This is a genomic window from Methylibium sp. (assembly GCF_013817365.1).
Classification (GTDB): domain Bacteria; phylum Pseudomonadota; class Gammaproteobacteria; order Burkholderiales; family Burkholderiaceae_C; genus Methylibium.
Map to the genome: position 1 here is coordinate 1 of NZ_JACDCU010000260.1, position 5954 is coordinate 5954.

General features: G+C 69.7%; 6 protein-coding genes. 4 read left to right on the plus strand and 2 right to left on the minus strand.

Annotation, left to right across the window (positions count from 1 at the left end; all coding sequences use genetic code 11):
- The coding region (locus H0W38_RS14880) for a c-type cytochrome (RefSeq protein ID WP_292455419.1) at positions 1-316 on the minus strand (316 nt) is incomplete at its 3' end.
- A gap of 307 nt (positions 317-623) precedes the next feature.
- On the opposite strand from H0W38_RS14880, the gene H0W38_RS14885 reads away from it, so the two are divergent.
- The 4 genes from H0W38_RS14885 to H0W38_RS14900 all read left to right on the plus strand — a co-directional run bounded on the left by H0W38_RS14885 (position 624) and on the right by H0W38_RS14900 (position 4393).
- Positions 624-1628: a class 1 fructose-1,6-bisphosphatase gene (locus H0W38_RS14885; RefSeq protein ID WP_292455420.1), complete on the plus strand. Its 1005-nt coding sequence runs from the start codon at positions 624-626 to the stop codon at positions 1626-1628.
- 7 nt (positions 1629-1635) lie between these two features.
- A complete protein-coding gene (locus tag H0W38_RS14890) occupies positions 1636-2511 on the plus strand; it encodes a phosphoribulokinase (protein ID WP_292455423.1) in 876 nt (291 codons plus the stop codon).
- A 128-nt stretch (positions 2512-2639) separates the two neighbouring features.
- Positions 2640-3416 carry an HAD-IA family hydrolase gene (locus H0W38_RS14895; protein WP_292455425.1) on the plus strand — a complete coding sequence of 259 codons (777 nt, stop codon included), beginning with the start codon at positions 2640-2642 and terminating at the stop codon, positions 3414-3416.
- Positions 3417-3562: 146 nt separating this feature from the next.
- Positions 3563-4393, plus strand: a complete 831-nt coding sequence (locus H0W38_RS14900) for a Crp/Fnr family transcriptional regulator (RefSeq protein WP_292455427.1) — start codon at positions 3563-3565, stop codon at positions 4391-4393.
- Here the strand turns inward: H0W38_RS14900 and H0W38_RS14905 are convergent.
- On the minus strand, positions 4297-5583 hold the full coding sequence (locus tag H0W38_RS14905; protein ID WP_292455429.1) for a PHB depolymerase family esterase: 1287 nt from the start codon (positions 5581-5583) through the stop codon (positions 4297-4299). The two genes, H0W38_RS14900 and H0W38_RS14905, sit on opposite strands and share 97 nt — an antisense overlap.
- Positions 5584-5954: the final 371 nt, after the last annotated feature.

Sequence of the window (5954 nt, forward strand, 5' to 3'; positions counted from 1 at the left end):
TCTGCGCGGCGAAGTAGGCGGCGAGCGCGGTGATCTGCGCGTCGCTGTAGCCCTTGGCGATCTGGTGCATCACCGTCGCCGGGCGCTTGCCGTCGCGAAAGGCGCGCATCTGCTCGGCGGAGTAGGCAGCGTCCAGGCCGGCGAGGCGTGGCATCGCGCCGCCTGGGGCGGCCTTGCCCTGCGTGCCGTGGCAGGCGGCGCAGGTCGCGGCCAGGCTGGCCAGCCTGATGGCCTCGGCGTCCTGGGCCTGTGCCGGGCCGACGGCCCAGGCGAGCAGCGCAGCCAGCGCGATTGATGTCCTTGTTGTTCGAGTCACGGTGGTCTCCGGCGTTGGATCGACGCATGGTGCCAAGCCGCAGGCGCGTTGGCAAATAGCCGCTGCTGCCACGGCGCTGCTTCGTGGCTTGTACGGAGCCGCGGGGACCATGCCTTTATCGGCAATGGCCGAATCGAACTCAAAAGGGAAATCTGAATTAGTCTTCTTCGAGCGCGAACGCGTTCTGGCCGCCGAGCGGGCTTGCGGGGCCGTGGCGAGCCGGCCCGGACTCGGAAGACTTGTGCGAGAAGCCGACCGCCGGTCAGCCTAGGATCGCGCTGCGGGACCGACACGACGAGGAGAGCGCATGGACACCATCGACCTGGAGCAATGGCTGGCCGCGGCACCGAGGCCGCTCGCCGAGCTGTTGCGGCAATTGGCGGGTGCCTGTGCCCGGATCGCGCGGACCGTGACGCGCGGCGCCCCCGAGGTTCTGGCGAGCGAGGCCGATGCGTCGATGCGCGCCGCACTGGCCGGCTTCCCGCATGTCGCCGGCTGGGCCAGCGGCCCGCAGTGCCGCGCCACCGTCTCGCCCGAGCACGGCAGCGGGGGCGCCTACCTGGTGATGTTCGAGCCGCTCGACGGCGCGGCCGAGCTTGCCGGCAACGGACCGCTCGGCAGCGTCTTCTCGGTGCTGCCGCATCTGTTTCGCGGTACGCCGGCCAGCGACGCCGCCTTCATGCAACCCGGCCGGCGCCTGCTGGCCGCCGGCTATGCGCTCTACGGGCCACAGACGGTGTTGGTGTTGTCTATCGGGCAGGGCGTGCACGTGTTCACCCTCGATGGCGAGGACCGCAGCGAGGCCGGCCGCTGGCGGCTGACCCGCACGGCGGTCCAAGTCCCGGCGGCGAGCACCGACTTCGCAATCGACTTCGCGATGCAGCGCTTCTGGGAAAAGCCCGTGCAGCGCTACGTGGGCGAATGCCTGGCCGGCAGCACCGGGCCCCGTGGACGCGACTTCGCCATGGGCTGGACCACGAGCCTGGCCGCCGAGGTTCACCGCATCGTCGGTCGTGGCGGCGTCTTCCTCGCGCCGCGCGACTGCAAGCCGCCCTACCGGCCCGGCCCCTTGCGCCTGATGGTCGAGGCTGCACCGATGGCCTGGCTGATGGAGCAGGCGGGCGCCGGCGCCACCAACGGCACCAGCGCGCTGCTCGACCTGGTGCCCGATGCGCTCCACCAGAAGGTGCCGGTGATCCTCGGCTCGCGCGACGAGGTCGAGCGCATCACGGCCTACCACGCCGATCCGAGCGAGAACGTGTCCTGGCAGTTGTTCAAGACGCGTTCGCTGTTCGTGCCGTCGCGCCTGTAGAGCGGCCATGAGCACAAAGCACCCGGTCATCGCCGTCACCGGCTCCAGCGGCGCCGGCACGAGCACCGTCAAAGGCATCTTCGACAATATCTTCCGGCGCGAAGGCGTGCGCGCCGCGCTCATCGAAGGCGACGCCTTCCACCGCTACGCGCGCGACGAGATGGACGCGCGCATCGCCACCGCCGACAGCGAGGGCCGCTCGCTCAGCCACTTCGGCCCGGAATGCAACGAGTGGGAACTGCTCGAGCGCCAGTTCCGCAGCTATGGCGAAACGGGTCGCTGCAAGACGCGGCGTTACCTGCACAGCACGGCCGAGGCCGAACGCGAAAGCTTGCCGGCGGGCAGCTTCACGCTCTGGACCGACACGCCGGCCGACACCGACCTGCTGTTCTACGAGGGCCTGCACGGCTGCGTGAAGACGGCCGACATCGACATTGCCCGCCATGTCGACCTGAAGATTGGCGTGGTGCCCATCATCAACCTCGAGTGGACGCAGAAGATCCACCGCGACACCCGCGAGCGCGGCTACTCCAAGGAAGTGGTGGCCGACACCATCCTGCGCCGCATGCCCGACTACGTGCACTTCATCTGCCCGCAGTTCGGCGAGACCGACATCAACTTCCAGCGCGTGCCGGTGGTCGACACCTCCAACCCCTTCATCGCGCGCGATATTCCGACTGCCGGCGAGAGCATGACGGTGATCCGCTTCAAGGACCCGCGCGGCATCGACTTTCCCTACCTGCTGTCGATGATCCCGGATTCGTTCATGTCGCGCGCCAACACCATCGTGGTGCCGGGCGGCCGCATGGACCTGGCCATGCAGCTGATCCTCACGCCGATGATCCTGCGGCTGATGGAGATCCGGCGTGCACAGTTGCACTGAAGCCGGCAAGCGGGGAAGCGCCTGAAGTCGAACGTGCCGCGGTCCGAAGCGAGCGAGGCATCGCTCGATGCGATGATGCGCAGCGCACCGCAACCCAAATCAACGACAACGAGGGCAGGAGAGAGAACATGCTGGCCGCACTGATCTTCGACATCGACGGGACCATGGCCGAGACCGAACGCGACGGTCACCTGGTCGCCTTCAACGACGCCTTCGACGCGCACGGCCTGCCGTGGCACTGGAGCGTCGAGCACTACAGCGAGCTGCTGCAGATCACGGGCGGGCGCGAGCGGCTGCTCTACGACATGGCCCGGCGCAAGGAGACCCCGACCGACAGTTCCGGGCGCGAGTCGATGGCACGCGCGCTGCACGCCGAGAAGAACCGCCGCTACGGGCGCATCGTCGAGCGGGGCGGCATCCTGCTGCGTCCCGGGGTGACGCGTCTGTTGCGCGAGGCGCAGGCGGCCGGCGTGCGGCTGGCCATCGCGAGCACCACCTCGCGTGTGAACGCCGACGCCCTGCTCGGCGCGCAAATCGGGCGCGACTGGCAGCAGCATTTCGCCGCCGTCATCTGCGGCGAAGACGCCCCGCAGCGCAAGCCCGACCCGCAGTGCTATTTGCGCTGTCTCGAAGCGCTCGACCTCGATCCCGATGAAGTCGTCGCCATCGAGGATTCGCCCAACGGCCTGGCGGCGGCCAATGCGGCTGGCATCGCCACGCTGGTCACGCGCAGCGTGTTCTTCGCCAGCCACGCCTACCCGGGCGCGATGGCGGTGTGCGACGGGCTCGAAGACCCGGCTGTGCCCGCCCCGAATCTGGCCGGCGCGCGGCCGGCACGGGTCGATCTGGCTCAGTTGCGCGAGTGGCATGCGGCGTGGGGCGAGCCGGTGCAGGCGGCGGCGTGACCGTGGGATAGGGGGAGCGCTTTGACGGCGGCATGTGCCCGTGCGCACAGACCGCACGGGGCCGCAGCCACAGCATCGACTCTCGATAAAAGCCCGCGTTTCGCGGCGTCGCTCGCGGCGGGCTCCTCGACGAAAGTGCCTCCCCTTTGAAAGCCGAGCCGCTGCCCGCCCCGGCCGTCAACCGCCTGATCGACGCCTTGCCGCGCAGCGAGCGTACGCGCCTGCTGGCCGCCTGCGAAAGCGTGGACCTGCGCTTCGCACAGGTGCTGTGCGAACCGGGTGAACCTCTCGGCCATCTGTACTTCCCCACTACCAGCTTCCTGTCCCTGATCACGCCGGTGCCCGGCCATCACGGCCTCGAGGTGGCCATGGTCGGCCACGAAAGTGCGGCCGGTCTGTCACTCGTGCTGGGCCAGGCCCGCTCGCCGCTGCGCCTGCTGGTGCAAGGCGCCGGCAACGCGCTGCGCATCGCCGAGCCGGCCTTGCGGCTGGAGATGCAGCGCAGCGCCACGCTGCGCAGCCTGCTCGAGCGCAGCATCGCCGCCTTGCTCACGCGCACCGCGCGCATGGCCGCGTGCACGCGCTTTCATCTGGTCGACGAGCGGCTGGCGCGCTGGCTTTTGACCAGCCAGGACTGCGCGCAGTCGGCGCAGTTGCATGTGACCCATGAGTTCCTCGCCTACATGCTCGGCGTGCGCCGCGCGGGCATTACCAAGGCAGCCACGGCCTTCCAGGAACGGCAGCTCATCCGCTATCACCGGGGCGCAGTGACCATCCTCGACCGCGGCGGCCTGGAAGCCACCGCCTGCGGCTGCTACCAGGCGGACCGGGTGGACATCCTGGCAGCGCTCGGCCCGGACGAGCCGGGCCACACGCCGGGCTACGCGGCGCCGGCGGCCGAGCCGGCTGCGACGCGGTACGCGCTGAAGAAGCGCAGCATCTCGGCCGAGGCGTCGGGGCCTTTCGGGTCGGTGTAGGAACCGGCGGCGCTGCCGCCCGACCATGCGTGACCGGCGCCATGCACCAGCCAGTGTTCGGCTTGCGTGCGTCCGGAAGAATCGAGGTGAATGCTGCGCGTGTAGCGGTGCCCGCCGCCCGCCTTGCCGGTCTCCACGCGAGGTGAAGTGCTGCCGGTCGTGCGGCTCGAGGACGAGGCGGCGAGGCCCGGCTCGGCAACCAAGGCCTCACCGTTGCGTGGGTGCACGGTCTGGTCGCGGTCGCCGTGGAAGACGATGGCCGGCAACGCCGCCACGCTGGCGCCGTCGGAAGGGCCCTTGCGCATCGCCGTCAGCGCGGACATCAGGTCGTGCGCGGCGCCCAGCGGCAGGCCGGAATGAATGCCGACCGCTGCGAACAGCTCGGGATGGGTGCTGGCCAGGATGGCTGCCATCGCGCCCCCCGCCGACAGCCCCGCGACATACACGCGCTGCGGGTCGATGTTTTCGGTGGCGATGATGTGGCGCGCCATCTCAGCCAGGATCGCCGGTTCGCCGCGCTCGCGGTGCTGGTCGGCGGCCTGGAACCAGTTCCAGCAGCTGGAGCCATTGGCCGATGGCGGTTGGGCCGGATAGAGCACGACCCAGTCTTCAGCCTGCGCCAGCTCGTTCATGCGCGTGCCGGCGGCGAAATCGTCGGGGTTCTGCTTGCAGCCGTGCAGCAGCACCAGCAACGGGCGTGGTTGTGCCTTGGCGTTTCCGGGCACGAACAGCTTGTAGGGCCGTGTGCCGGCAGCGGCGGTGAACGAGCTGCTGAGGAAGCGGCCGGGCGGAGCAGGGGATTCGTTGCGCGGGCGGGCCGTGCCGGGGGTCAGGCCGTCCAGCGTGGACGGAGCCTGCCCGTCCGAACCGGCCGCGGCCCCGGGCGCTGTGGCTTCGCGCGCCGGTGATGCTGCGGGGGGCGCTAACTCCGTGCCCTGGGCATGGGGTGCGGCTTGCGGTGCCTCAGCGAGTGGCGGCGCGGGATCGGAGGGCGCTGCGCGCGGGCGGGGGGCGTCGACGACGCGCGCTTCGATGTCGACTACATCCGCATCCGCGGTCGGCGGTGCGGCGGGGGCGCTTGCGCCGCCCCAACGCAGCGCGCGTTGAATTGCTGCGGTCGCTTCGCCCAGGTGTCCGGCGCGAGTGAGCCGTGTTGCGTCGCGGAGCATCTGGCTCAGGGAATTATTCAAGGCGAGCCTTCGATTCTGTAAAAAGGTTGATGGGGGGCGGTGTGGCACAGCCCACGCCCTTCGCTTGCTGGATCATGCTGCACTGCAGCAAATGAGGGGCCTGAACGGGATTACAGCGCCTGCCAGAAGCTCGCTGGCTTGCGCTGAGGGACGTTGCAGTCCGGGCCCGCCGTTTGCCGCTGAGACGCTCTACGCCGCTTTACCCCACCAAGGACTCCCCATGAAGACAGCGCGCCTTCTTTTTGTTGCGGCCCTCGCTGCAGCCCTGCCTTTTACCGCCTACACGCAGCATGAGACCGGCCCCGCCAAGCCGCCTGTCGTGAACCTCAAGCCGCCGCCTGACTCGGCGACGGTGCGTCCTGCGCAAGACA